Annotated in this window: 22 protein-coding genes, 1 tRNA gene and 1 pseudogene; 9 read left to right on the plus strand and 15 right to left on the minus strand. The window is 63.7% G+C overall.

All coding sequences use genetic code 11. The features are described 5' to 3' along the window. Positions 1-116 precede the first annotated feature (116 nt). The 7 genes from PXJ20_RS06565 to PXJ20_RS06595 form a co-directional block, all read right to left on the minus strand. Positions 117-959, minus strand: a complete 843-nt coding sequence (locus PXJ20_RS06565; protein WP_413212183.1) for an alpha/beta fold hydrolase — start codon at positions 957-959, stop codon at positions 117-119. A gap of 62 nt (positions 960-1021) precedes the next feature. Then, on the minus strand, positions 1022-2146 hold the full coding sequence (locus PXJ20_RS06570) for a porin (protein WP_421029596.1): 1125 nt from the start codon (positions 2144-2146) through the stop codon (positions 1022-1024). Between the two features lie 104 nt (positions 2147-2250). Continuing rightward, a complete protein-coding gene (locus PXJ20_RS06575) occupies positions 2251-3756 on the minus strand; it encodes an aldehyde dehydrogenase family protein (protein WP_421029597.1) in 1506 nt (501 codons plus the stop codon). Between the two features lie 40 nt (positions 3757-3796). Beyond that, positions 3797-5170 carry an MFS transporter gene (locus tag PXJ20_RS06580; RefSeq protein WP_421029598.1) on the minus strand — a complete coding sequence of 458 codons (1374 nt, stop codon included), beginning with the start codon at positions 5168-5170 and terminating at the stop codon, positions 3797-3799. Positions 5171-5302: 132 nt separating this feature from the next. Then, a complete protein-coding gene (locus PXJ20_RS06585; protein WP_421029599.1) occupies positions 5303-6853 on the minus strand; it encodes an AMP-binding protein in 1551 nt (516 codons plus the stop codon). After that, a complete protein-coding gene (locus PXJ20_RS06590) occupies positions 6825-7307 on the minus strand; it encodes a MaoC/PaaZ C-terminal domain-containing protein (protein ID WP_042263368.1) in 483 nt (160 codons plus the stop codon). Before PXJ20_RS06590 ends, PXJ20_RS06585 begins: the two co-directional genes overlap by 29 nt. 29 nt (positions 7308-7336) lie before the next feature. Continuing rightward, positions 7337-8176, minus strand: coding sequence for a p-hydroxycinnamoyl CoA hydratase/lyase (locus PXJ20_RS06595; RefSeq protein WP_421029600.1), 840 nt, complete (start codon positions 8174-8176; stop codon positions 7337-7339). A 137-nt stretch (positions 8177-8313) separates the two neighbouring features. Here PXJ20_RS06595 and PXJ20_RS06600 point away from each other — a divergent pair, with 137 nt between their 5' ends. Next, positions 8314-8811 (plus strand): MarR family winged helix-turn-helix transcriptional regulator, encoded by a 498-nt coding sequence (locus tag PXJ20_RS06600; RefSeq protein WP_017776262.1) that lies wholly within the window; start codon positions 8314-8316, stop codon positions 8809-8811. A gap of 9 nt (positions 8812-8820) precedes the next feature. On the opposite strand, the gene PXJ20_RS06605 is transcribed toward PXJ20_RS06600, so the two are convergent. The 4 genes from PXJ20_RS06605 to PXJ20_RS06620 are packed head-to-tail and all read right to left on the minus strand — an operon-like array spanning position 8821 to position 12427. Next, a complete protein-coding gene (locus PXJ20_RS06605; protein ID WP_421029601.1) occupies positions 8821-9816 on the minus strand; it encodes an ornithine cyclodeaminase family protein in 996 nt (331 codons plus the stop codon). 1 nt (position 9817) lies between these two features. Beyond that, positions 9818-10372, minus strand: coding sequence for a hypothetical protein (locus PXJ20_RS06610; RefSeq protein WP_421029602.1), 555 nt, complete (start codon positions 10370-10372; stop codon positions 9818-9820). A gap of 11 nt (positions 10373-10383) precedes the next feature. Continuing rightward, positions 10384-11277, minus strand: a complete 894-nt coding sequence (dapA, locus tag PXJ20_RS06615) for a 4-hydroxy-tetrahydrodipicolinate synthase (RefSeq protein WP_421029603.1) — start codon at positions 11275-11277, stop codon at positions 10384-10386. Between the two features lie 25 nt (positions 11278-11302). Continuing rightward, positions 11303-12427, minus strand: coding sequence for a cupin domain-containing protein (locus PXJ20_RS06620; RefSeq protein WP_421029604.1), 1125 nt, complete (start codon positions 12425-12427; stop codon positions 11303-11305). Positions 12428-12695: 268 nt separating this feature from the next. Here PXJ20_RS06620 and PXJ20_RS06625 point away from each other — a divergent pair, with 268 nt between their 5' ends. The 3 genes and pseudogenes from PXJ20_RS06625 to PXJ20_RS06635 form a co-directional block, all read left to right on the plus strand. Next, positions 12696-13931 (plus strand): citrate/2-methylcitrate synthase, encoded by a 1236-nt coding sequence (locus tag PXJ20_RS06625; RefSeq protein ID WP_421029605.1) that lies wholly within the window; start codon positions 12696-12698, stop codon positions 13929-13931. Positions 13932-13973: 42 nt separating this feature from the next. Further along, positions 13974-14486 (plus strand): ketopantoate reductase family protein, encoded by a 513-nt coding sequence (locus PXJ20_RS06630; RefSeq protein WP_421030935.1) that lies wholly within the window; start codon positions 13974-13976, stop codon positions 14484-14486. Then, positions 14416-14727 (plus strand): annotated as a pseudogene (locus tag PXJ20_RS06635) (immunity 52 family protein); the annotation flags it as partial. The gene PXJ20_RS06630 and the pseudogene PXJ20_RS06635, both read left to right, overlap by 71 nt. A gap of 193 nt (positions 14728-14920) precedes the next feature. Here PXJ20_RS06635 and PXJ20_RS06640 read toward each other — a convergent pair. The 4 genes from PXJ20_RS06640 to acs form a co-directional block, all read right to left on the minus strand. Next, positions 14921-15011: transfer RNA gene (locus tag PXJ20_RS06640), tRNA-Ser, on the minus strand. 59 nt (positions 15012-15070) lie between these two features. Next, on the minus strand, positions 15071-17089 hold the full coding sequence (locus tag PXJ20_RS06645; RefSeq protein WP_017776239.1) for a sodium:solute symporter family protein: 2019 nt from the start codon (positions 17087-17089) through the stop codon (positions 15071-15073). Continuing rightward, positions 17086-17451, minus strand: a complete 366-nt coding sequence (locus PXJ20_RS06650; protein ID WP_033351366.1) for a DUF4212 domain-containing protein — start codon at positions 17449-17451, stop codon at positions 17086-17088. The genes PXJ20_RS06645 and PXJ20_RS06650 overlap by 4 nt, the downstream gene beginning before the upstream one ends. Positions 17452-17568: 117 nt before the next feature. Next, complete coding sequence (acs, locus tag PXJ20_RS06655) at positions 17569-19551, minus strand: acetate--CoA ligase (RefSeq protein ID WP_199540421.1); 1983 nt, start codon at positions 19549-19551, stop codon at positions 17569-17571. A gap of 384 nt (positions 19552-19935) precedes the next feature. Here acs and PXJ20_RS06660 point away from each other — a divergent pair, with 384 nt between their 5' ends. From PXJ20_RS06660 to murI, 5 genes are all read left to right on the plus strand, one after another. Then, positions 19936-20835, plus strand: coding sequence for a DMT family transporter (locus tag PXJ20_RS06660; RefSeq protein ID WP_421029606.1), 900 nt, complete (start codon positions 19936-19938; stop codon positions 20833-20835). A 290-nt stretch (positions 20836-21125) separates the two neighbouring features. After that, positions 21126-21734, plus strand: a complete 609-nt coding sequence (locus tag PXJ20_RS06665) for a TIGR00645 family protein (protein WP_081601877.1) — start codon at positions 21126-21128, stop codon at positions 21732-21734. A gap of 76 nt (positions 21735-21810) precedes the next feature. Next, on the plus strand, positions 21811-23334 hold the full coding sequence (locus PXJ20_RS06670; RefSeq protein WP_042299783.1) for a fumarate hydratase: 1524 nt from the start codon (positions 21811-21813) through the stop codon (positions 23332-23334). A 223-nt stretch (positions 23335-23557) separates the two neighbouring features. After that, positions 23558-24037, plus strand: a complete 480-nt coding sequence (gene bfr, locus PXJ20_RS06675) for a bacterioferritin (RefSeq protein WP_017776233.1) — start codon at positions 23558-23560, stop codon at positions 24035-24037. A gap of 15 nt (positions 24038-24052) precedes the next feature. Further along, complete coding sequence (gene murI, locus PXJ20_RS06680) at positions 24053-24937, plus strand: glutamate racemase (protein ID WP_277596621.1); 885 nt, start codon at positions 24053-24055, stop codon at positions 24935-24937. Positions 24938-24942: the final 5 nt, after the last annotated feature.

The raw sequence follows: 24942 nt of genomic DNA on the forward strand, positions 1-24942 counted from the left end.
ATACCGTCACGCCCGAATCTCGCTGCCGGTAGATTATCGAGTCCGAATATTGAATGAGATGGATATGAGCGAGGTCCGCCACCGCTCAACGTCATCTGCCGACAAGCCGAATGTCGTCAGGGTCTAGACGAACGCTGCGGCAAACGAAGCCAATCGGCAATTGCCTTAATTACCGCAGTCGGCTGCTCGGGAATCAGCGCATGGCCCGCGTGTGGAATCACTACCACCGACACACGCTCACCCAACTCACGACGCAAGTCTTGCGAGTATCTACCCGGTATCACCGCATCCTCTTCGCCCTGGATGTCGAGAATGGGAACACGTCCTCCGGCCGTGATGTATTCATCAGGCTTGCTAGCATTAAACGCTTTCCACTGGCGCTTTTGAAGGTCCGGATACCACCCGTCTAGCCAAACCCTGGCGTCGTTGCCTTTCGCGAAATACGCAACCTCCAGGCTTTGCAGCCGCTGCGCAGCGGGCACCGATAGATCAGAAGCCTTCGCAATAGCTGCACGAACATCTTTGTCGAGGGGCGCTCGTCCAGATGCGGCGACGAGAATTACACCGCTAACCAGGTCTGGCCGGTCCGCAGCTAACGTTCGTGCAACCGTATTGCCATAAGCATGGCCGAGAACCACAGCAGGCCCTGTTCCAGTCTGCTCGATTACCGCCGCGACGTCCGCGGCATAGTCATGCAGAGTCATCGGATTTGATGGGCTTGTGCTCTGCCCGATGCCGCGAGGTTGAGGCGCAATCACGCGAAAACCCCGGTCGGCGAGTTCGGAGGCGATTACCCCAAAATCCTCTGCGCCGCGCCCCAGCGAGGCAACCATTACTATCGATGGGCCGCTGCCCCAATCCAGATATTCAATCGCGCCATCGCCTGTTGCGATTGTGCGCCGATGCAAGTCTGCCGCCGCTGATGCAAGAGGGAGCGCGACGAGCGCAAGCAGGAACATGAAACGCCTTCGCATACCTGTAATTCCTTTCTCAAAAAGGTTACCCGGTTACACCAATTTTCTTAAAAACGTTGACGAATCCCTGCGATTACGTTGACCTGTTGCTTCGTTCTCGACGGCGAATTAAGCCACGTGACTGCAGTCGCCCGCGCGCCGTACGCCCACATGGCATCGCTGAAGACGTAGATGTCGGTGCGTTTCGACAGCGAATACGTCACACTCAGCGAGCCGGTCTGCCAGTGCATCGGGGCGTTCGACGGCACGCCGCCGTAGTTGCCGTTCGTGTAGATGTAGGATGCACCGAGCAGGATCGACGGCGTGACCTGCCATGTCAGCGAGGTGTCGTAGTTGTCGAGGTGCAGCGACGTCTGATCGAGATATCGAAAGCGGACGTCCGAGAACAGCACGTTCCACGTCACCGGGCCGAACATGTACGCGCCGCCGGCTCCGAACTCGCGCTGCCGCTCGACGCCGATGGCCGTACTAAGTGGGCTGGTGTGGAACAGGATGAATGGCGCACCGACGTAGTCGTCGGTGACGGCGCCTGTCGGAATCGCGTTGCCCGGTCGGTCGATGTCGAGATACGCGGCGGCGGCGCGGAAGCTCGTCTGTCGGTAGCTGATGCCGAAGCTGGTCGCGCGGTTCGCGCCGAACGAACCGGCCTGATTGCTGAACGCATACAGACCTTGCACCGACAGTCCGTGGACCTCAGGGCTCACATATTTGACCGAGTTGTTATAGCGAAAGCCACCGAATGCATTGTCGTTGTCGCCGATATGCACAGCGAGACTGTGGGACGCAGTAGCCGCTTCGAACTGCTGCAGGTCGTCCCAAAACAGGTCGTACTGCCGGCCGAACGTGATCGAACCGAACTGGTTCGACGACAAGCCGATGAAGGCCTGCCGCCCGAACATGCGGCCACCCTGCTGGAACGCGCCGCTGGTGATATCGAAGCCGTTTTCGAGCTGCGCGATCGCCGCGTAGCCGCCCCCCAGATCTTCACGGATTTTCAGGCCCCAGCGCGAGTTCTGCATCGTACCCGACAGCATCTTGATGTTCGAGTGTCCTTTCTCCGCATTGACGTATTCGATTCCAACCGACATCAGCCCGTAGAGCGTGACGCTGCTCTGCGCTGCGGCGAGCTGGCAGAACAGGATGCCGGCTGTGGCGGCGACGATCTTCTTCATTGTGCGTCTCCTTAATAATTTTTGCTTTATATTATTAGGCATACTAAATAACAAAAATACTCTGATGACTTGCCGACCACTGCTTCGCTACATTGATAAAACCGCTAGTCGGCCAGCGCGACGTTGACGTTCTTCAGGCGCGTGAATTCGTACAGTTCTTCCTTCGACTCTTCGCGCCCGATGCCCGATTGCTTGTAGCCGCCGAACGGCGCGCCCGGAATATGGATCGAGCAGTCGTTGATCCACACATAGCCGGCTTCGACGCGCGCCGCGCCGCGATGCGCGGTCTTCAGGCTCGTCGTCCAGATCGATGCCGTCAGGCCAAGTTCGAGCGCGTTGACCGCGTCGAACAGCTGCGCTTCATCGCGCCAGCGCATCACCGACAGCACCGGCCCGAAGATTTCCTCGCGCGCGATCGACATCGACGCGTCCACATCCGCGAAGATCGTCGGCTCAACGAACAGGCCGCCGTCGAGCCGCGGGTCGTCCGGCCGTTTGCCGCCGCACACGAGCCGCGCACCCTCTTCGACACCCGCGCGGATGTAGCGCATCGTGCGGTCGAACTGTGCTTTGCTCGCGAGCGCGCCCATCGTTGTGCGCAGATCGGTCGCGGGACCGGGTACGTAACTGTCCTTGACGCGCACTGCGAGGGCTTCGACGAAGCGGTCGTGAATCGAATCCTCCACGAACAACCGGCTCGTCGATCCGCACGACTGCCCACACCACGTGAAATTCATGCCGCGCGCCGCGCCCGCGACGGCCTTGTCGAAGTCGGCGTCGGGGAACACGATCATCGCGTTCTTTCCGCCGAGTTCGAGCAGCGCGTGCTTCATCGTGTCAGCGGCAGCGTGCAGCACGGCCTTGCCTGCCGGCACGCTGCCGATCAATGCAATTGCGGCTATGCCGGGGTGCGCGGCAAGCGCCGCGCCCGTGTCGCGGCCGCCCGTCACACAGTTGAGCACGCCGGGCGGGAACAGATCGGCGAGTAGTTCCATCAGACGCACGGTGGACAGCGGCGCCTGCTCGGGAGGCTTGACGATCACCGTGTTGCCCGCCGCGAGCGGCGCCGCGATCTTGCCCGCCGCGAACATAAACGGATGATTGAACGGGAAGATTCGCGCGATCACGCCGAGCGGCTCACGCACCGTGTAGTTCAGCGAGCCGTTGCCCGTTGGCAAGGTTTCGCCTTTCACTTCCAGCACGAGACCAGCGAAGTATTCGAGCTGCGTCGCGGCAATCTCAGCGTCCGCGCGCATCGCGCCGACCGGATTGCCGCAATTGGCGGCGTCGAGCAGCGCGAGATCGAGCGCGTTCGCGCGGATGCGCGCAGCGGCTTCGCGCAGGCGACGCGCGCGCTCGAGCGGCGGTGTTGCAGCCCACGCGGGAAAGGCGGTGCGCGCGGCAGCGACTGCGGCATCGACGTCGTGCGGAGTCGCTTCGAACACCGCACCGAGGCGCGCGCCCGTCGATGGATTGATCGTGTCGAACATGCGCGCGCCGGCGGGTGTATGCCACTCGCCGCCCCAATACAGCCCCTTCGACGCAGGGACGAGCGACGCGACACGCGACGAGAGATCGTGGACAGGCGGCGTGCCGAAAGCGGACGTCATGTGGATTCTCCAGGGATCGTGAGGTGCGGGAACCGTCGAATCATTGCGGGAGCGCGTCGGCGGGCGCGGCGGGTTCGCTGCGGCCACGGCGCGTCGCGGCGCTGAGCACCGCGACGCAGGCGGCGCCGATCAGCGAGGTCATCCCCATAGCCACGAACGAGCCCCGCGCGCCCGGCTGCATCGCGATCGCGCCGCCGATCAGAAGCGGACCGATGAACGAGCCGATGCGTCCGACGCCGACCGCCGAGCCTACCGACGTCGAGCGCAGTTCCGGTGGGTACGTCATCGCCGCGATCGCGACGAGTCCGGCGACGGCTGCGGCGATCGCGAGACCAAAGACCAGCACGAACATCATCGTCAACCAGTACCCGCCGGTGAAGAGGCCGATTGCGGACGACGACAGTGCCGCCACGACCAGCGCTCCGACGATCGCCGCGTACGCGCCGAGCCACTGCATCAGCTTGCCCATGAACACGGTGCCGAGCGTCGCGCCGACCATGCTCATGGTCATCGCGACGCCCGTCTGAGCGGGCGTCATCCCCGCCATCTTAAGCAGCGACGGCGACCACGCGGTCATCGCCGTCAGCGTGAGCCAGACGAAGAAGCACGCGGTCCACAGTGCGGCCGTGCGGCGACCGTTGCCGTGCGAGAACAGCACGCTGAGGGGCACTTTCTCGCGTGCGTCCTGCGCCGCGACGAAACGCGCGTCGGCCGGCAGCGCGATGCCCGGTACCAGCCGTTCGACGATGCCGCGCAGCTTGCCAACGGCCTCCGTCGAATGCGGCGTACGGGCGAGCCGCGTGTACGATTCCGGCACCGTCAGCACGATCAATACCGCGAGCGCGCCAGGCACCACGCCACCGACGATGAAGAGTGACTGCCAACCCATCAGCGGCATCACGTTGGCGGCGAATAGACCGCCCGCGATGCCGCCAACGGGAATGCCCGTCCACATCCACGCGATCACGTTCGAGCGCGTCTTCGCCGGCGCGTATTCGCACGCAAGCCCGACGAAGCACGGCGCCGCGCCCCCCACCCCCACGCCGACCAGCAGGCGATACGCGAACAACGCCTCGAACGATCCCGCCGACGCGGTCACGAACGAGAACACCGAAAAGATCGCCACGGACAGCACCAGCGTGCGCTTGCGTCCCCAGCGATCCGCGATCAGCCCGAGCACCATCGCGCCGATCACGAAGCCCCCCTGCGACGCCGAGAAGACCGGTCCGAGCAGCCGGTGATCGAGCTTGAGCGCGGCGGCGATCCACGGCGCGCCGATGCCCATCGCCATCGAATCGAAACCGTCGAGCACCGCGACCAGAAAGCAGGCCGCGAAAATCCAGTATTGCAACTTCGAAATCGCGTGCTGATTGATCAGCCGCGAAACGTCGATCGGGGTGTCGCGTGAAGCCATGTCCGTCTCCTGTTGGCCGGCGTGTGCGCGCCAAGCGCAGCGCCGGTCTCGTTCGGCCTGCCTATCCGGCGCGCAGGCGTGCCGGTCCGTCTCGTCCTGTCTCGTTGTTCGCTGCTGTCTTCTTTCGCCGTGCTACGACACCAGCCGCGCCTGGCCGCGCCAGTACGCTTCGCGCAGCGCCATCTTGTCGACCTTGTCGGTCGATGGCTTGCGCGGCAGCGCGGCGATGAATTCGACGCTGCGCGGTTTCTTGTAGCTCGCGATCAGCGTGCGGCAATGCGCGAGAATGTCGGCTTCGGTGAGCGTCTGGTTCGCGCGACACACGACAAATGCCTTCACGCACTCGCCCCACACGTCGTCAGGCACGCCGACCACGGCCGCTTCTGCGACCTGCGGGTGGCGCATGATCGCTTCCTCGACTTCGCGCGAATAGATGTTTTCGCCACCCGACACGATCATGTCTTTCTTGCGGTCGACGATAAACACGAACGCGTCGTCGTCGAGATAACCGACGTCGCCCGTATGGAACCAGTCGCCGGAAAACGCGCAGCGCGTGGCTTCCGGCGCGTTCCAGTAGCCCTTGAACATCGCATCGGAGCGGATGCAGATTTCGCCGATCTCGCCCGGCGCTGCATCCTTGCCGTCGCCATCGACGATGCGGACCTCGACGCCGTGACACGGCTGTCCGCCCGACGCGAGCCGCTGGGCCGCGAGCTCGCCGCCGTAGGGATCGTGCTGGCACGCGAGCAGCGAACTGATCGTCACTTCCGTCATCCCGTAGACCTGCGTGAACACCGCGCCGAAGCGGTCGATCGCGCGCCGCAGCAGACTCACCGACATCGGTGCCGACGCATACACGACCGTGCGCAGCGACGCGACGTCGTGCGACGTCGTTTCCATTGCATCGAGCATGCGGTGGATCATGATCGGCGCGAGATGCGCGGCTGTCGACTGATGCTCGCGGATCGACATGAGCACGGCGAGCGGGTCGAACGCGCGATGCAAATACGTGACCGCGCCGACCAGCGCGTACGCGTGCTGTTCGGTGAGACCGCCGATGTGATAAAGCGGCATCACCACTTCCATCCGGTCGTCGGTTTGCGACGCATGCGCGAGCGCCAGCTTCGCCGCCTGCAGATACTGCCCGCCGTTGGACAGCATCACGCCTTTGGGTTTGCCCGTGCTGCCGCTCGTGTACATCAGATAGACGATGTCGTCGTCGGTGGCACGCGTTGCGGGTGCATGCGCATCGGCACCGGCGAGCAGGTCTCCGTACGCTTGCGCCCAGGCGGGTGCGTCGTCGAGGCAAACGAAGCGCACGTCCGGCAGCATGCCGCGAAACGCTTCGACGCGCTCGCGATACTGCGCCTCGAACACCAGCACGGCGGGCTGGCAATCCCCGAGTACCGCGAGCTGTTCGGCCGCCGACAGCCTGTAGTTCAAACCGACGGCAACGAAACCACCGAGTTCCGCCGCGCCGTAGCACTCGAGATATTCCGTGCGGTTCTGCGACAGGATCGCGATGCGGTCCTGATGCTTCGCGCCGAGCGCAACGAGCGCATTGATGAGCCGCACGACGCGATCGCGAAACTCGCGATGCGTGGTCGCGCGGCCTTCGAAGACGATCGCAGGCTGCGCGCCGAACAGACGCGCATTACGTTCGATCAGTTGACCGAGATTCATCCTGTGTCCCCAGTTGGATCATCGTGCCGATAGTCCCTTCCTGAATCACGTCGTCGCGCTGGTTGCGCAGAATCAGACGGCGCTCGACGATCGCGCGCGCGCCGTCCGACGTGATCCGCTTGTCATGAACGATTACGTCGATATGCACGGTGTCGCCGACGCGCAGCGGTTTGCCGAAACGCCACTCGCGCAGCCCCGTCGCACCAATCACGCGTTCGGCGAACATCGGCAGCATGGTGGCCATGCCCATCGCGAGCATGATGCCGAACGAGCCGTGCAGCAGCCGCTCGCCGCCCGTTTCGGCGCGGCAATATTCGACGTCCGCGTGAATCGGGTGCCAATCGCCGCTCAACATGCAGCTGAACGACAGATCCGTTGGCGTGAGCGTGCGGCCTGCGCTGCGAAAGCGCTGACCGATCGTGAGCGCATCGAAGGCGGCGGTGGTCGGATGCATGCGTGCGGTTCCGTGATCGTGCGATGACGTTACGAACGGCGCTGCGCGCTCTGGCCATGCGTTTCCAGGCCCGGCTTGTATTCGCCCTTCAGGAAATCGTTGATGCCGGCTTCGACCCAGTCGCCGCTTTCCATGCTCGCCTGCAGGGATTTCAGTTCGACCTGCTTGGCGAGCGTGTAGTTGATCGACGCGTCCCAGCTCATTTCGAGCGCGTAGCGATAGCCGTCCTTTGTTGCGCGCAACGCAGTGAGATCCTTCTGCGCGATCTCCTGCGCGATGTCCATCGTGAAGGTGCGCAATTCGCTCGCGGGCACCGCGTAGTTGATCAGGCCGATGCGCGCCGCTTCCGTGCCGTCGAACGGACGGCCCGTCAGCGCATAAAAGAGTGCTTCGCGCGGACGCAGCAGATTGGCGAGCGACTTCGACACCGTGCCGCCCGGAAACAGCTTGAAGTTCACTTCGGACAAGCCGAACGTCGCGTTATTCGCAGCGACCGCGAGATCGCAACCTTCGACGATCGAAAACGCGCCGCCGAAACAGAAGCCGTTGATCATCGCGATCGTCGTCTTCGGGTAGTAGCGCAGCGTGCGGCCGCGCCATTCGCACGCGGTGCGGAAGATTTCGTCGAAGCGCGCGGGCGAATCTTTCGTTTCGAAGAAGAACTCCTTCAGGTCCATCCCCGCGCAAAAGGCTTCGCCCGCGCCCGTGAACACCAGCACCGAGACGTTGTCGTCGTAGCGCAGTTTCTCCAGCAAATCCGTCATCTCGCGATGCAGTTGCGGGCTCATACAATTGCGCTTGTTCGGACGATTCAGCGTAATCGTGGCGGTACGGTTATCGATGTCGACGCGCAAGGTTTCGTAGTTCATGTTTTCTCCGGGTAACGGGTATCGTTGATCATGTATCATTGATACGTATCTTAGATACGCGTTTGCTTGCACTCCATGGGTAGTTCTACTTAGACTGCCCCACTACTTCTATCGACCGCTTCAGGACAGACTCACCCATGCCTTCCGACGACAACCTCGACGTCACGCTGAACACCAAAGCGCTGACTCCAGGCGGCTGGAGCAGTGCCACGCTCGATCAGCGATTCCTGCAGCGCCGCCTCGGCTATCACATCCGCCAGATAGAAAACTTCAAGAACGCACTACTCGAACCCGTGTTCGACCAGCACGGCATTCGTCCCGTCGATTACTGCATCCTCGCGCTGCTCGAAACGAACGACGGCGTCACGCAGACCGCCATCGCCGATACCCTGCACGTGCAGCGGACCAACCTGGTGCGCAGCATGTCACGCCTCGAAGGCCTCAATTATGTCGGGCGCGCCACCGACGAATCGGACAAACGCAATCAGTTCCTCGTGCTGACGAAAGCGGGCCGCGAAGCGCTCGCGCGGCTCGACGCGGAACTGGAGGCGTACGAAGCCGCATGGACCGCGAATCTCACCGAAGCCGAAGTCGCCCTGCTTGGCAAGCTGATGCAGCGCCTCTACGACCGCTGAATCGGCCGCTCAATCGAGCCGCGGTGCTTCGCGGCGAGGTTGCGGCAGCGGCGCGCCGAGTCCGCGTTCGCGCGCCAGTTCGACGAGCCGCATGCCGAGCGCCACATCGGAAACACCCATTCCCATCGCCTTGAAGATCGTCAGATCATCGTCCGCATCGCGCGCGATTCGTTTCGCGACGACGTCGCACAGCGGCAGCACACGGCTCCAGCCATCGGCTTCGTTTTTCCCCGTGGAAAACGCGCGAATGTATTCCGTCGACAGACGCCGCGCCGTGCCGGTGTCGTCGACGACCGCTTTCGTGCAACGCGCGAACACGTCGTCGGCGAGCTCGACGCGGTCGCTCGTGATCGCACCGACCGCGTTCACGTGCGTCCCACGCGCTAGCGCCGACGCGGACAGAAACGCTTCCGTCGCGCGCGTGACCGTGGTAACGATCGGTGCATTCGCGACGGCCTCTTCCACAGACTTCGCCTCGACGATTTCGATGCCCGTAAACTTCGCGCGCGCCTTGTCGATGAACGCGCGCCGCTTGTCGGCCGTAGGACTGAACACACGCGCGAGCTTCAGCTTCCGCACCGCCGCGACGGCCGCAAGCTGCGAGATCGCCTGCTTGCCCGTACCGATCAACGCGAACACGTCGGCGTCCGGCCGCGCGAGCCATTTCGTCGCAACCCCCGAAATACCGCCCGTGCGCATCTGTCCGAGCGCGAACGCTTCGACGATCGCGCGCAACTGACCGTTTTCACTATCGAAGAGAACCAGCAGCGGACACGCGCCGCCGTCCGTGTGCGCCCAGGTCTTCGTGCCGATCATGCCCGCCTGCGGAAACGCCGCACCGATCGCGTGAAGATTGCTGTGTCCCCAAGCGACATGCGTCTTGCTCATGTTGGTCGCCGCACCGCTCGCCTGTTGCGCGAGGCCCGATTCCAGCGCGGCGATCGCGCCAGACAGGTTCATCATCGCGACAACCTGTTGCTCCGAAATCCAGACCGGTTCTGACATATCAGCTTTCCTTGTCGAAAATCGACGGCACGGGCGGCTGCAGGCCCAGCGTATTCACCGCGATCGCATGCGTGACGTAACGGCCGATCAGCAACACGAACGCCATCGCCTCGGCGGGCGTGACGAGCGCGGCAAATGCGTCGAATTCAGCCTGCGCGTCGAGCCCACGCGTGCGCAGCGCCTTGAGCGCATACGCTTGCGCGGCTCGATCAATGTCATTCAACGCCGTCGATATCGATGGCTCGAGCCGCTTGATCTCCGCAATCCACTCGCGCGCGAAACCGAGTTTCTCGCTTAACCGCTCGTGTTGATGCCGCTCATAGCGGTTCTCCATGAAACTCGCAACCGTCAGCGCACCGAGTTCGGTCAAGCGATCCGGCAGCGCCTCCTTCAGCGCATCCGTGAAATGCATGAAGGTCAGCGTGACGTCGGGCGCGTTGCCCGCGCACTTGAACAGTTCGCCGAGATAACGCAAACGCTCGACGCGCGGCGTCAGATACGCGGCGAGGTCGGCGCGCATGTCGGACATTTCCAGGCGGGGAATTCGCTCGCTCATCGTCGTCTCCATCAGATCAGACCGGCGCGATCGAGCACGCCGTCGAGACGCGCTTCGAGTTCGCGGGTCGCGGGCATCATCGGCAGACGATGATCATTCTCGCGCAGCAGACCCATGCGCTTCATCATGTATTTGATCGGGATCGGGTTCGTGTCGTAGAACACCGACTGGTTCAGCTCGAACAGCGCGAAATGCAGCTTGCGCGCGGTCGCGCAATCGTTGCGCTCGACCGCTTCGACGAGATCGGCGACCTTGCGCGGCGCGAGGTTGCCGACCGCATTCATCAGCCCGCACGCGCCCACCGCTAGCATCGGAAAGCTCAACTCTTCGAGCCCGACGAACACGCGCCAATCGTCACCGAACGCGTCGAGCATGTGCGTAACGAAGCCCATGTCGTTGACCGCGTGCTTCATGCCGACGAGATTCGGCACACGCTCGCGGATCGCCTTTACGGTGGCGAGTTCCATATTGACGGCCGCGCGGCCCGGAATGTGATAGATCAGCAGCGGCTTGTCGGTGCGCCTGCCGATATCGACGTAATACTCGACGAGTCCGCGCTGTGGCGGACGGATGTAGTACGGCGTCACCACCAGCATGCCGTCGACACCCGCTTTATCCGCGTGTTCGGTGAGCGCGATGGTTTCCGCATGCGATTGCGAGCCCGTCGCAGCGAGCACGGGCACGCGGCCCTGCACTGCTTCGATCGCGACGTCGACGAGGCGATTGCGTTCTTCGACGCTCAACACGCTCGGTTCGGCCGTCGTGCCGTTGACGAGCACGCCGTGCCCGCCATTGACGATCTGCCAGTCGATCAGTTTCGCGTACGTGTCGTAATCGACCTGATCCTTCTGGAACGGCGTGACGATCGGCGTAATCGATCCCTTCAGCCATGAGAGCTCACGCATGATTTTGCTTTCCTCGACAATGAAATCAGGCCGCTTTCGCGCTGGAGCGGTTGGTCGAAAACCCCGTTTGCGTGCCGAGCAGCGCGGGCGGTTCCTTCAGGCTTTCCTGCCACAACAGCGACTGCATATAGATGTTGAGCGGCTGATCCTGAATCGTCAGTTCGTACACGTAGTCGTCGTAGGACGCGTGGTTGTGCACGGCCCAGCCGGGCGCGGAGAGCATCAGATCGCCCGCTTTCCACTCGTAGCGATTGCCCGCAACCATGCTGTAGCCGCTGCCGGAGAAGTAATAGTTGATCGCCGCAGACACATGCCGATGCGGACGATCTACGATCTTCGGCGGGCGGATGGTCATTGTTGCGAAGAAGTTCGGCGTGATGCCGTTGGTGCGGCCGGTGACGGGGTTGTACATCATGTACAGACGCCGTCCGACGTAGTCCGCGCCGAGTGCTTCGAGCTTGTCGAGTTCGGCTTTCACTTGCTGCCACGGAAAATGCAGCGGTGTGGATTCAACGACTTGCGGATTGATCAACGTTTCATACGGCATCAACAGACCGCCGTCCTCGCCGATTGGAAAAGTGCCGAACGGATTACGGTGCTTGGGATCGTCGCTCGCATGCATCGTCATGGTTTCGGGCGGCGCTTCGAGTTCGACGCCGAACTCGCACACGTAGACTTCCATGTGCTGCAGCAGCGGAATGTTCGAATAGACGAGGCGCACCTGCACGTCACTCGTGTCGTTGGTATGCGAATACGCAACGAAAGCCGGGTGGTTCCAAACGTCGTACTGTTTGAAGCCGATCGTGCGGCCAGCGACGCGCGTCGAGCCGCCGCCGCGGATGCAGAAGTTCACTTCCGTCGCGTTGTGGCGCATAGGCTCGGTCGACTCGCCCGGCAACAGCACCTGAAGCGACACCCGAATGCCCGGCGCAAGACCCAACGATCCCTCACGTGCCGACGGGTGCACGATCAGTGACTGGCGGTGGCCGTCGGCGGGCTTCGGCAGCGACGCGAGGCGTTCAACTTCCGCGTCGATCTGTTCGCGGCTCATGATCACGGGCGCCCAGTAGTGGTTTTCGCGTGCGCGCTGTCCCGTCTGATCGACAAAACTTGCTTGCGCGGGCGCGAATTCGCGTCTCAGGTCATGCATCGTGCAGTCTCCTCAAAGCGCCGCGCGCATCGTCGTGTTGCGCGCAACAGTTGATTTCGAGTCGAAAATTACCCTCACCGATTTCGGCGATCAAGATTGATATTTCAAATCAATATAAAATCGACGCGATGCTGCAACTGGTAGCCCGGCCGGCTGGCTTAGGCCACCAGGCCGGTCACGATTCCGCTTCAAAAGCCCGCCGCGTCGGCTAAGATTCGGGAATCCCTATTTATGTTGATTAGATTGATCGATGGCGCCCAGAGATTTGATGACCCGGGAAGAAGTGCTCGACCGCTTGCGGATCAAGCCGGGCACGCTGTATTCGTACGTAAGCCGTGGGCTGATAGGCACGGCGCCGCACGACGACGGGCGGCGGAGCCTGTACGTGCGCGCGGACGTCGAGCGGGTCGGGAGCCGCAAGCGCGGGCGCACGCCGCGCGCGGTGTCGGCCGAATCGACGATGCGCTGGGGTGAGCCGGTGCTCGCGTCGGCCGTCACGCATATCACGCCGGAAGGCCCGGCGTATCGCAACCGTTCGGCTGTTGACCTGGCGAAGGCGGGGGCGTCGTTCGAATCCGTGTCGCAATTGCTGATGACGGGCATCTGGCAGGACGGCGTCACCGCATGGAGCACGCTCGACACGCCGTCAGACGTGCTGCCGCTCTTTCATGCGTATGCCGGAAAACTGCGTGCCGGAGACATCGCGAATCTGCTCGGCATGGTGCCGCTCGCGCTCGCGATGCAAGGACGCGGCGCGGCCGAAATCTCCGACGGCAGCGCGGTTCAGTGCGCGCGTCTGTCGATGCAGACCATGGCCGGATGCCTTGGTTTTCTGAGCCGTAAGCGGGCCTTCATCGCGCGCGATCCGGGCGAAAGTCTCGCCGCGCATCTGCTGCGCGCGGCGGGCGGAAAGCGCACACCGGACGCACTGTTCGCGATCAACGGCGCGCTCACCGTGCTCGCTGACAACGAACTGGCGCCCGCCACGTTCGCCGCGCGCGTGGCGGCTTCGACGCATGCGGACCTGTTCAACTGCCTCACTGCGGCGATCGGCTCGCACGTCGGCTTTTCGACGGGCACCGCCACCGAAAAAGTCGAAACGCTGCTGCTGCGCGACATCGCTGCAGGCGAGGTTGCCGCGCGTCTGCAACTCGTGCGCGAGTACGGCGCGAGCCTGTTCGGCTTCAACCACCCACTCTATCCCGACGGCGACGCGCGCGCCAATCTGATTCTCGAACAGGTGCGCGCGCTGCGCCACGCGACGCCAGCGACCCGGCCGACGCTCGATTTTCTCGATCTCGTGAAGCAGAAGCTCGGCATGCATCCCGGCGTCGCGATCGCGCTCGTGACGCTGGCGCGTGCGCTCGGTTTGCCGGACGGCACCGCGACCGCCCTGTGGATCGTCAGCCGCACGGCCGGATGGGTGGCGCATGTGCTCGAACAACGCTCGCAGGCGTTTCTACTGCGCCCGCGCGCGAAGTACATTTCGGGCGCTCGCCTGTGACGCGCGATTTGCTTGTGGAAATCAACACTCGTGAAAATCATCGTGATTGGCGCGGGGCGGATCGGAAGCACCGTGGCCTTCTGCCTTGCCCAAGCCGGCCATGACCTCACTGTCTTGGCATGCGGTGCGCGCTTTGACGCCCTGGCTCGCGACGGCGCAATCATAACCATCGACGGGCGACGCGCTCCGATCGAGGTCGTGTCCTTGCTCGACCCGACTACACCCTACGATCTAGCAATCGTCACCGGTCCCGAACGCCAACTCGCGCCGCTACGGCCGGCACTATCCGCAAGCCGTGCGAACACCATCCTGCTGATGTTCAATATGTTCCAAGGCATCGAACCCTATCGATCCATCGTAGGCGCACAACGTTTCGCTTTCGGATTTCCAAATATGACAGCTTTTCTGGTGGATCAACGGCTACGCTTTCGCGTGGATGGCCTGGGCATGGTCACGACGATGTCGAACCCTCAACTGGCAAGCTGTAGTGGTCAGCTATGCACCCGCGTACGTAACAGCTGCACCGCGCAAGTATTCACCGAGACAGGTGTTTGATGACAAGCGCGGTGTCGGCTGGATGATCTACCTGCCTCGGAAAATCACCATTCAGCAGGTTCCGGAGGCGCGAGCGCTAATTCCTGTGAAGGGCGAGGACGGGAAGCAAATTGGGACGATCATCGTCAGCGTGACGGACGCTCTGTTTTCCGTGGACAAACCTGAGCATGTCGAGGTGGCGAACCGCATTGAAATCCGGTTGGGCGCTCAGGACTTGCTACCGGCCTACGCGGATATCTAATGGGCGATGGCACGGGGGCCGTGGTTCATTGCCGAGACGATCTTGAGTGACCACCAGCCCCAACTGCAATCTGTCCCTACCAATGACCGCAGGTGCGACATTCAGCCGGGAGGCGAATCCGGGCTCGATGACGGGTCGCAAAACAAAAAACCCCGCAAGTCATTTTGACTTTACGGGGTTTTCCGCCAAATTCTGGCGGAGAGAGGGGGATTCGAACCCCCGATAGGCTATTAACCTATACACGCTTTCCAGGCGTGCGACTTAAACCGCTCATCCATCTCTCCGGCGGGAGGCGAATTATAGCAGAGTCCTGGCGCCCGGCACAAAGGGCGTCGCGCGCCCTTCACGGATGCCGGATGTAGTCCACCAGCGCCACCGTGTAAGCGTCCGGTTTGCGGTCCAGCAGGCTCACCGCGATGGCAACGAGGAAGCCGGCCGGCACGCCGAATACGCCAGAGCTGATCGGCTCGATGCCGAACCATCGTGCCCCCACGAACCCCGTCAGTTGAGTGAAGAACGGATAGGTCGCAACGATGTAGTAGACGCAGACGGCGAGCCCCGCCACCATGCCCGCCACGGCGCCGAGCCGTGTCGTGCGCTTCCAGAACACGCCCAGCACGAGCACGGGAAAGAGGCTCGACGCCGCGAGAGAAAACGCCGCCCCCACGAGAAACAGAATGTTGCCCGTGTTGAGCGAGGCCACCCACGACGCGAACAGCGCCACGCCGAGCAGCAGGATCTTCGATATCGTCACGCGCCGCTGGCTCGACGCACGCGGCGCCACCATGTGATAGTAGACATCGTGCGAAAGCGCGTTCGCGATCGTGAGCAGCAGGCCGTCCGCGGTCGAAAGCGCGGCGGCCAGCGCGCCCGCCGCAATGAGCCCCGACATCACGTACGGCAACCCCGCGATCTCAGGCGCCGCGAGCACCACCATGTCGGGCTGCATATGGATCTCGCTCCATCGCACGAAGCCGTCGCCGTTCACGTCGATCACGCTGATCAGATATGGCTCCACGCGATGCCATTCGATCACCCAGCGCGGCAGATCCGCAAATCGATGACCGACAAGACTGGTCAGGATCTCGTACTTGATCAGCACGGCCAGCACCGGCACCGTCAGATAGAAAAGCGCGACGAACACGAGCGTCCAGCCCACCGAGCGGCGCGCCGACGCCACCGACGTGGTCGTGTTGTAGCGCGTGAGAATGTGCGGCAGGCTCGCCGTGCCGAGCGACAGGCACAGCAGCAGCGCGAGGAAATTGCGCTCGTGCGTGCGGCGCTCTTCGTCGGTGGCGGCGGGAAACGGCTCGCGCATCGGCACAGGGGCCGCGGCCCGCGCGAGCAGGTCGTCGCGATTGCGGGTCCACACGACGCGCGCGGCATCGGCGTCGCGTGGGAACGCCGCGAGCGCGCGCTCGCGGGCATCGATCTGCCGCAGCGGTCCGTTGTGGCGGCGCAGGTCGTTGAGTTCATCGACGATCCGGCCACGCTCTTTCACGTACGACTGCGGCAGCGTGTCGAGCTTCGTCTGCCATTGCTGCGCGTCGAGCCGGTACTGTTCGCGCACGCTCTCTTCGCCGCGCGCATCGCGCACGTTCTGCTCGAGGCCTTCCACACGTGCCATGAGCCGCCCGTAGTTGAACTGCGGGACCCAGCCGAGCCCGTCCTTGTGGGCAATCAGCGAGACAGGAATGAGGATCGCAGCGATCAAAATGATGTACTGCGCGACCTGCGTCCACGTCACCGCGCGCATGCCGCCCAGAAACGAACACACCAGAATGCCCGCGAGCCCGCAGAAGATGCCGATCGCGAAGTCCACGCCGATGAAGCGCGTCGCGATGAGCCCTACGCCCTGGATCTGTGCGACGAGATAGACGAACGAGCACAGAATCGCGGCTGCCGCGGCGAGCCCGCGCACGAGGTTGCTGGAAAAGCGCGTGCCGAGAAAGTCGGGAATCGTGTAGCGCGCCAGCTTGCGCACGTAGGGCGCCAGCAGAAAGGCCACGAGGCAGTAGCCGCCGGTCCAGCCCATCATGTAGGCAAGGCCGTCGTAGCCGGTGGCATAGATCGATCCCGCAAGGCCGATAAACGACGCCGCCGACAGCCAGTCGGCCGCCGTGGCCATGCCGTTGAACACGGACGGCACGCGCCGCCCTGCGACGTAGTACTCGACGAGGTCCGACGTGCGCGACAGCAGACCGATCACGGCATAGACGGCAATCGGCACGAACAGGAACACGTAGCCGATCCACATGCCGGGCCCGGTCGTCAACTCGACGCGCCACAGCGCATAGATGAAGGCGAGAAAGCCGACCGTATAGAGCGCGTAGGAGCGAATGAGTCGATGGACGAGCTTCATGCGCTGGGCTGGCGTTGACCGGCCAGCGCAGCGGCCTCTTCGTTGAGGGTGGTCAGCAGCACGCGGTCCGCGCGCTGCATCAACACGATGTAGATGGCGATGAGCGCCAGGTACACGAGAATGGCGCCCTGCGCCCCTAGATAAAACGGCAGGCTGAAGCCCGCAAAACGCACATCGGCAACACGGGGCGCCACGAGCGGCACGACGAAAGAGACGAGAAAACCGATCGTCATCAGCACCGCGATCAGTGCGACGTTGAAGCGCCAGTAACGGCGATGCGCACGCGCCATGGCCTGCGTGACCACAGGCGGCTCGGGCAAGGGATTGATCGGGGTTCGGGAAGAGAGGTGCGGCGCGGTCATGCGCCTATGTAGCAAAAACGCGCTGCGCAGGCAATCGGGATTGTCCGCGCAGCGCGTTTTTTTGGCCTGCTCTTTGCGTCAGGCCGGTGGATCAGGCTGGTGCCTCAGATCGTTACTTCACGCCGACTCGCCGAGCTGTTCGAGAATCGCCGGGTTCTCGAGCGTCGACACGTCCTGCGTAATCGCTTCGCCCTTTGCGAGGGAGCGCAGCAGGCGTCGCATGATCTTGCCCGAGCGCGTCTTGGGCAGGTTCTCGCCGAAGCGGATGTCCTTAGGCTTGGCGATCGGCCCGATCTCCTTGCCGACCCAGGCGCGCAGTTCGTTGGCGAGCTTCACGGCTTCCTCGCCCTCAGGACGTGCGCGCTTCAACACCACGAACGCGACCACGGCCTCGCCGGTCGTGTCGTCGGGACGGCCCACCACAGCTGCTTCCGCCACGAGCGGGTTCGCGACGAGCGCGGACTCGATCTCCATGGTGCCGAGGCGGTGGCCGGAAACGTTCAGCACGTCGTCGATGCGGCCCATGATCGTGAAGTAGCCGGTCTCCTTGTCGCGCACGCTGCCGTCGCCTGCGAGATAGAGCTTGCCGCCCAGTTCCTCGGGGTAATAGCTCTTCTTGAAGCGCTCCGGGTCGCCCCAGATGGTGCGGATCATGGAAGGCCACGGCCGCTTGACCACGAGGATGCCGCCCTGCCCGTTCGGTACGTCCTGGCCCGTTTCGTCGACGATCGCGGCCGTGATGCCCGGCAGCGGCAGCGTGCACGAGCCCGGCACGAGCGGCGTTGCGCCCGGCAGCGGCGTGATCATGTGGCCGCCCGTCTCGGTTTGCCACCACGTGTCCACGATCGGGCAGCGCGCGCCGCCCACGTTCTCGTGGTACCAGACCCAGGCTTCCGGATTGATCGGCTCGCCCACGGTGCCGAGAATGCGCAGGCTCGACAGGTCGTAGCTCTTCGGATGCACCTTCGCATCCGCTTCAGCGGCCTTGATGAGCGAGCGGATCGCCGTAGGCGCCGTGTAGAACACGTTCACCTTGTGCTTCGCGATCATGTCCCAGAAGCGGCCGGCGTTCGGGTACGTCGGCACGCCTTCGAACACGACCTGCGTGCCGCCCATCGCGAGCGGGCCGTAGGTGATGTAGCTGTGGCCCGTGATCCAGCCGATGTCGGCCGTGCACCAGAAGATGTCGTTGGGCTTCCAGTCGAAGGTCCACTTCATGGTCTGGGCCGCCCACAGCAGGAAGCCGCCCGTGCTGTGCTGCACGCCCTTCGGCTTGCCCGTGGAGCCCGACGTATAGAGGATGAAGAGCGGATGCTCGGCGCCTACCCATTCGGGCGCGCAGGTGTCGGACTCGTTCGCAACGACCTCGTGCATCCAGAGGTCGCGGCCTTCGTCCCAGGCCACCTTGCCGCCCGTGCGGCGATAGACGATCACGCTCTTCACGGCCTCGCAGCCGCCCATGGCGAGCGCTTCGTCGGCAATGTTCTTGAGCGGCAGCGCCTTGCCGCCGCGCATCTGCTCGTCGGAAGTCACGAGCGCGGTGGCGCCCACGTCGACGAGCCGCTCGTTGAGCGACTTCGACGAGAACCCGCCGAACACGACCGAGTGCGTGGCGCCGATGCGCGCGCAGGCCTGCATGGCGACGATGCCTTCGATCGACATCGGCATGTAGATCACCACGCGGTCGCCCTTCTTGATGCCGCGCTTCTTGAGCGCATTGGCGAAGCGGCACACGCGCCCAAGCAGATCGCTATAGGTGACCGGGGTGACCGTGCCGTCGTCAGCCTCGAAGATCACGGCGACGCGCTCGCCGTTGCCCGCTTCGACGTGGCGGTCGAGGCTGTTGTACGACGCGTTGAGTTCGCCGTCCTCGAACCACGTGTAGAACGGCGCATTCGACTCGTCGAGTACCTTCGTGAAAGGCTTCTTCCACGTGAGCGTCTCGCGTGCAAGACGCGCCCAGAAACCTTCGTAATCGCGCTCCGCTTCCGCTACGAGTGCGAGGTAGGCATCCATGCCGGGCACGGATGCGCTCGCCGTCATGGCGGCGGGCGGCGGAAACACACGGCGTTCCTGAAGAACCGATTCAATCGCAGACATCGACTACCCCTTGGTGAAGATGAAACGTGAAACCGTTGTGGTACGCATGCTGCGCACCGTATCTTTGGCGGCGCCGCTCATGGCGGACCGTCCGTATCTGTCTCCAACCCTCGCGCATGGCATCCGTGAACGCTCGATGAGCGAACCACCCGATGCGCCGCGAAACGGTACGACATGCGGCGCCGCATGCGGCACTGCACCATGGCAGAACCGCGGCGGCCACCGCCCCGTCCGCCTGCAACGATAAGCGCGGTAACTTACCGAGCACTTACGCGTGAGCCGCGGCGCTCCGAACGCCCTCGCTTCGGTACGCGCGAGATCGCGCTATGCGCCCTCGTAAGCAGGCTCTTACAATGCTAACTGACCTGCCCACCGGATTGAAGCTTGAACCGATACGCGCTGTTTCTCATCGCCGCCATGCTGCTCGTGGGCAGCAATGTCGGCATCGGCAAATCGATCGTCGCCTTTGTTCCCGTCCCCTTCTTTGCGCTCCTGCGTTTCGTGATCGCCATGGCCGTGCTGTGGCCGCTCTTGCGCCTGTCGAAGATGAAACAGGTGAAACGGGGCGAATGGTTCAATCTGTTCCTTCAGGCGCTGTTCGGTACATTCGGGTTTACGCTGCTCATGCTCAACGGCGTGCATCGCACGAGCGCGGTCGCGGCCGGCGTGATCACGAGCACCATTCCCGCCGTCGTCGCACTGTTTTCGTGGCTCTTCCTGCGCGAGCGGCCCGACGGCCGCGCACTCGCTTCCATCGCGCTCGCCGTGGTGGGCGTCGTGGTCATCAATCTTGCCCATGCCAGTGACGCAGCCGGCGGCGAGGCGGCATCTTCCGTGGCCGGCAACCTGATGGTGCTCGGCGCCGTGTGCTGCGAGTCGCTTTACGTGATCCTGTCGCGGCGCCTTACCCAGACCCTCGCGCCCATCGACATCTGCGCCTACACGCATTTCTTCGGTCTGTTGCTCATGCTGCCCTTCGGCATCGCGCCGCTCGCACAGTTCCATTTCGCCGCCGTGCCGGCCGGCATCTGGGCGCTCGCGCTCTGGTACGCGCTGTCGGCCAGCATCTTTTCGTTCTGGCTGTGGATGAAGGGAATCCGGCATGTGCCTGGCAGTCTGGCCGGCGTGTTCAGCGCGGTATTGCCGGTGGCCGCGGCGGCCTACGGCATCGTGTTTCTCGGCGAGCGCCCCACGCTCGCGCACGGTGTAGCGCTTGCCTGCGTGGTGGCGGGCATCGCGCTCGCGAGCCTCAAGAGCAGGCGGGTGCCGCCTGTGACCTCTTGAATGGTCGTGAATGACCGCGGCACCTGAGCGGCCGCATCGACGACAGCAAGACATGACGCGCAAACACGGCGCGCGTCGCCCGCGCCGCGGCGGTCGATGTCCGCCACGCTGTACAATAACGCGCCCGCCGCGCAGCGCCCTTCACGTGCGCCGCCGGCCCGTACCGCGAATTGCGGCGCAACGGTCCGCTGACCGGCCCATTGACTGGCCCATTAACCGGCCCGCTGACTGGCCCATTAACCGGCCCGTTGCCGACCCGCCAGCGCCACCTGCCTATACCGTCACTGTCTATGTCCGCTGCACGTCCCGACCCGCTAACCGGCGCCCGCCGGCCCATGCGTCCGCTCCCCCGGCTGATTTTCATGAGCCGCTGGCTGCAGGTGCCGCTCTATCTCGGCCTCATCGTCGCGCAAGGCGTGTACGTGGTCCTCTTCCTCAAAGAGGTCTGGCATCTGGTGACGGCCTCCATGTCGCTCGACGAGACCAGCATCATGCTGATCGTGCTCGGCCTGATCGACGTGGTGATGATCTCGAACCTGCTCGTCATGGTGATCATCGGCGGCTACGAGACCTTCGTGTCGCGGCTCGGCGTGGAAGGCCATCCCGACGAGCCCGAATGGCTCGACCACGTGAACGCCGGCGTGCTCAAGGTGAAGCTCGCCATGGCGCTCATCAGCATCTCGTCGATCCATCTGCTCAAGACGTTCATCGATCCCGACAAGCACTCCACGCACACGGTGATGTGGCAGGTCATCATCCACGGCGCGTTCCTCGTGTCGGCGCTCGTGATGGCGTGGATCGACCGGTTGACCACGAGCACGCATCCCGAGCACTTTCACGAACTCGCGGCGCGTCAGCCCGCTGCTGCGGCCCCCGCCGCCATCGATACACAACACTGAATTCGCCGGCAGGGCACGGCGAACAACGCCGTGCCCTGCCGGCACAACGTTGTCCCCGTCCCCACTGAGCCTAGTCATGACCGTCATCAAACAGGAAGACCTGATCCAGAGCATTGCGGATTCTCTGCAGTACATCAGCTACTACCATCCGCTCGACTACATCCAGGCGCTCGGCCGCGCCTATGAGCTCGAACAGAGCCCCGCGGCGAAGGACGCCATCGCGCAGATCCTCACCAACAGCCGCATGTGCGCCGAAGGCCACCGCCCGATCTGCCAGGACACGGGCATCGTGACGGTGTTCGTGAAGGTCGGCATGGACGTGCGGTGGGACGGCGCCACCATGAGCGTCACCGACATGATCAACGAAGGCGTGCGCCGCGGTTACACGCATCCCGACAACGTGCTGCGCGCCTCGATCGTGAATCCGCCCGAGGGCGCCCGCAAGAACACGAAGGACAACACGCCCGCCGTGATCCACTACGAGATCGTGCCGGGCGACAAGGTCGACGTGCAGGTGGCGGCCAAGGGCGGCGGCTCGGAAAACAAGTCGAAGTTCGCCATGCTCAACCCGTCGGATTCGATCGTCGACTGGGTGCTCAAGACCGTGCCGACGATGGGCGCGGGCTGGTGCCCGCCGGGCATGCTCGGCATCGGCATCGGCGGCACCGCAGAGAAGGCGATGCTGATGGCAAAGGAATCGCTGATGGACCCGATCGACATTCAGGAGATCATCGCGCGCGGCCCGCAGGACTGGATCGAGGAACTGCGCGTGGAACTGCACGAGAAGGTCAACGCGCTCGGCATCGGCGCTCAGGGCCTGGGCGGCCTCGCTACCGTGCTCGATGTGAAGATCATGGCTGCGCCGACGCACGCCGCGTCCAAGCCGATCGCCATCATCCCGAACTGCGCGGCTACGCGTCACGCGCACTTCACGCTCGACGGCTCCGGCGTCGCGAAACTCGAACCGCCCTCGCTCGACGCCTGGCCGAAGGTCCAGTGGCAGCCGAACACGGAAACGAGCAAGCGCGTGGACCTCAACACGCTCACGCCCGAGGAAGTCGCGGGCTGGAAGCCGGGCCAGACGCTGCTGCTCTCGGGCAAGATGCTCACGGGCCGCGACGCCGCGCACAAGCGCATCGCCGACATGCTCGCGAAGGGCGAGAAGCTGCCCGTGGACTTCACGAACCGCGTGATCTATTACGTCGGTCCGGTCGATCCGGTACGCGACGAAGTGGTGGGCCCGGCCGGCCCCACCACGGCGACGCGCATGGACAAGTTCACGGAAATGATGCTCGCGCAAACGGGCCTCATCTCGATGATCGGCAAGGCCGAGCGCGGCCCGGTGGCCATCGAGGCAATTCGTAAGCACAAGGCCGCTTACCTGATGGCCGTGGGCGGCGCGGCGTACCTCGTGTCGAAGGCGATTCGCGGTGCGAAGGTACTCGCGTTCGAAGACCTCGGCATGGAAGCGATCTACGAGTTCGACGTGCAGGACATGCCCGTGACCGTGGCCGTCGATTCGACCGGCACGTCGGTACACCAGACCGGTCCGAAGGAATGGCAGGCGAAGATCGGCAAGATTCCGGTCGCCACGGCCTGAATCCTGGTTTGAACCCGGTCTGAACGTGTCTGAACGCGGCGCCCGCAAGAGCGCCTGCAACGCACCAGGGCCAGCCGTAGCGGCTGGCCCTGGTGCGTTCGGGAATGGCCAGTAAGGCCGCCGGCCTTGGCTTTTGCGGTTCCAGCGTTTATCGTTGAGAACCTCGGTCGAAACCCCGGCTGAAATCTTGCCGAAGCCCCTAAAAGACACAAGGAACATCACCATGCAAGGCGACAAGAAAGTCCTCGAATATCTGAATGCGCAGTTGAAGAACGAGCTCACCGCGATCAATCAGTATTTCCTGCATGCACGGATGTACAAGCATTGGGGCCTCGAGAAACTCGGCAAGCACGAGTACGACGAGTCGATCGGCGAGATGAAGCACGCCGACTGGCTGATCGAACGTATCTTCATGCTCGACGGGCTGCCGAACCTGCAAGACCTGCACAAGCTGCTCGTGGGCGAGGAAACGAAGGAAATCCTCGAGTGCGACCTGAAGCTCGAACAGGGCTCGCAGGCCACCTGCAAGGAAGCCATCGCGTATTGCGAGTCGGTGCGCGATTTCGTCTCGCGCGAAATCTTCGTGAAGATTCTCGACGACACCGAAGAACACATCGACTGGCTCGAAACCCAGCTCGATCTCATCGACAAGGTCGGCATTCAGAACTACCAGCAGTCCGCCATGGGTTCCGCCGAGTCCTGATCCGTCTAATCCGATATGAGCCCGAACCTGGGCGCGCTCGCGCCCGCCGTCACGTCCGGCCCGTCCCTGCTTCGCCAGGCACCGGTCGGCATCTTCGATTCGGGGCTGGGCGGCCTCTCCGTCTTGCGCGCGGTGCGCGCGATGCTGCCCGGCGAATCGATCATCTACGCCGCTGACTCCCGCTACGCCCCTTACGGCGCACGCGACGCCGACTTCATCGCCGACCGCACGCTCGCCATCTGCTCGTGGCTCGTGGCGCAAGGCGCGAAGGCACTCGTGGTGGCCTGCAACACGGCGACGGCGGAGTCAATCGCACTGGTGCGCGAGAAGCTTTCCGTGCCGCTCGTCGGCGTGGAACCCGGTATCAAGCCTGCCGTGCAGCAGTCGAAGTCGCGCGTGGTGGGCGTGCTCGCGACCCAGGTCACGCTGGCAAGCGCACGCTTTCAGGCACTGCTCCAGCGCCACGGCGCCGACTGCCGCTTTCTGTGCCAGCCCGGGCACGGGCTCGTGGAAGCCATCGAACGCTGCGACGTCGGCTCGCCCGAGATGCGGGCGCGGCTCGAGGGCTACCTCGCGCCGATGCTCGAGGCCGGCGCGGACACGCTCGTGCTGGGCTGTACGCACTATCCGTTTCTCGATGCCACCATCCGCGACATCGTGGGCGAACGCATGACGCTCATCGACACGAGCGTGGCCATTGCGCGCCAGCTTGAACGCGTGCTCGCCCAGCACGATTTGCTGGCCGAATCCGCCGCCGCACCATTGCCGCCGCGGTTCTGCTCGACGGGCGATGGGGCCCATCTGCGTCAGTTGGCACTCACACTGCTACAAATCGACGCACCGGTGGAAAGCGTCGATATTCCGTCGCGACGAACCGCGACGGCGCCGCAAGCGGCCTGAGGGCT

This window comes from Paraburkholderia sp. A1RI_3L, assembly GCF_048957895.1.
Lineage (GTDB): Bacteria > Pseudomonadota > Gammaproteobacteria > Burkholderiales > Burkholderiaceae > Paraburkholderia > Paraburkholderia kururiensis.

Bases quoted from the DNA above. Each gene is read 5' to 3' on its own strand.
- PXJ20_RS06565 (WP_413212183.1), bottom strand. From the start codon at position 959: ATGTTCCTGCTTGCGCTCGTCGCGCTCCCTCTTGCATCAGCGGCGGCA.
- PXJ20_RS06570 (WP_421029596.1), bottom strand. From the start codon at position 2,146: ATGAAGAAGATCGTCGCCGCCACAGCCGGCATCCTGTTCTGCCAGCTC.
- PXJ20_RS06575 (WP_421029597.1), bottom strand. From the start codon at position 3,756: ATGACGTCCGCTTTCGGCACGCCGCCTGTCCACGATCTCTCGTCGCGT.
- PXJ20_RS06580 (WP_421029598.1), bottom strand. From the start codon at position 5,170: ATGGCTTCACGCGACACCCCGATCGACGTTTCGCGGCTGATCAATCAG.
- PXJ20_RS06585 (WP_421029599.1), bottom strand. From the start codon at position 6,853: ATGAATCTCGGTCAACTGATCGAACGTAATGCGCGTCTGTTCGGCGCG.
- PXJ20_RS06590 (WP_042263368.1), bottom strand. From the start codon at position 7,307: ATGCATCCGACCACCGCCGCCTTCGATGCGCTCACGATCGGTCAGCGC.
- PXJ20_RS06595 (WP_421029600.1), bottom strand. From the start codon at position 8,176: ATGAACTACGAAACCTTGCGCGTCGACATCGATAACCGTACCGCCACG.
- PXJ20_RS06600 (WP_017776262.1), top strand. From the start codon at position 8,314: ATGCCTTCCGACGACAACCTCGACGTCACGCTGAACACCAAAGCGCTG.
- PXJ20_RS06605 (WP_421029601.1), bottom strand. From the start codon at position 9,816: ATGTCAGAACCGGTCTGGATTTCGGAGCAACAGGTTGTCGCGATGATG.
- PXJ20_RS06610 (WP_421029602.1), bottom strand. From the start codon at position 10,372: ATGAGCGAGCGAATTCCCCGCCTGGAAATGTCCGACATGCGCGCCGAC.
- dapA (WP_421029603.1), bottom strand. From the start codon at position 11,277: ATGCGTGAGCTCTCATGGCTGAAGGGATCGATTACGCCGATCGTCACG.
- PXJ20_RS06620 (WP_421029604.1), bottom strand. From the start codon at position 12,427: ATGCATGACCTGAGACGCGAATTCGCGCCCGCGCAAGCAAGTTTTGTC.
- PXJ20_RS06625 (WP_421029605.1), top strand. From the start codon at position 12,696: ATGACCCGGGAAGAAGTGCTCGACCGCTTGCGGATCAAGCCGGGCACG.
- PXJ20_RS06645 (WP_017776239.1), bottom strand. From the start codon at position 17,089: ATGAAGCTCGTCCATCGACTCATTCGCTCCTACGCGCTCTATACGGTC.
- PXJ20_RS06650 (WP_033351366.1), bottom strand. From the start codon at position 17,451: ATGACCGCGCCGCACCTCTCTTCCCGAACCCCGATCAATCCCTTGCCC.
- acs (WP_199540421.1), bottom strand. From the start codon at position 19,551: ATGTCTGCGATTGAATCGGTTCTTCAGGAACGCCGTGTGTTTCCGCCG.
- PXJ20_RS06665 (WP_081601877.1), top strand. From the start codon at position 21,126: ATGTCCGCTGCACGTCCCGACCCGCTAACCGGCGCCCGCCGGCCCATG.
- PXJ20_RS06670 (WP_042299783.1), top strand. From the start codon at position 21,811: ATGACCGTCATCAAACAGGAAGACCTGATCCAGAGCATTGCGGATTCT.
- bfr (WP_017776233.1), top strand. From the start codon at position 23,558: ATGCAAGGCGACAAGAAAGTCCTCGAATATCTGAATGCGCAGTTGAAG.
- murI (WP_277596621.1), top strand. From the start codon at position 24,053: ATGAGCCCGAACCTGGGCGCGCTCGCGCCCGCCGTCACGTCCGGCCCG.